Raw genomic sequence first — 443 nt, forward strand, 5'->3', positions numbered from 1 at the left:
GCAGGTGACGAACCCGCCGATCGACCCGATCCGCGAAGCCATCGTGATGTCGCTGGTGTCCTTCATCGGCCCCAAGCCCAACCTGCTCGACATCAACCAGGTCAATCCGCCGATGCGGCTCGAAGTGAGCCAGCCTGTGCTCGACTTCGCCGGCATGGCCAAGCTGCGTGACATTGCCCGGCACACGCAGGGCAAGTTCCACAGCGCCACCATAGACATCACCTACCCGCTGGACTGGGGCAAGCAGGGCGTCGAAGCCAAGTTGGCCTCGCTGTGCGCGCAGGCCGTGGATGCCATCCGCGGCGGCGCCAACATCCTGATCATCAGCGACCGCGCCGTGAGCGCCACGCAACTGGCCATCCCCGCGCTGCTGGCGCTGTCGGCGATCCACCAGCACCTGGTGCGCGAGGGCCTGCGCACCACGGCCGGCCTGGTGGTCGAGA

The 443-nt window shown here is 67.3% G+C and carries 1 protein-coding gene; it reads left to right on the forward strand.

Annotated elements, in window-relative coordinates; genetic code table 11:
* Positions 1–443 (forward strand): glutamate synthase central domain-containing protein (locus QZH66_RS14565; protein WP_305806651.1); only part of this gene is annotated, 443 nt, incomplete at both ends.

Source organism: Stenotrophomonas sp. YIM B06876, from assembly GCF_030711595.1.
In the GTDB taxonomy this organism is placed as follows: Bacteria; Pseudomonadota; Gammaproteobacteria; order Xanthomonadales; family Xanthomonadaceae; genus Stenotrophomonas.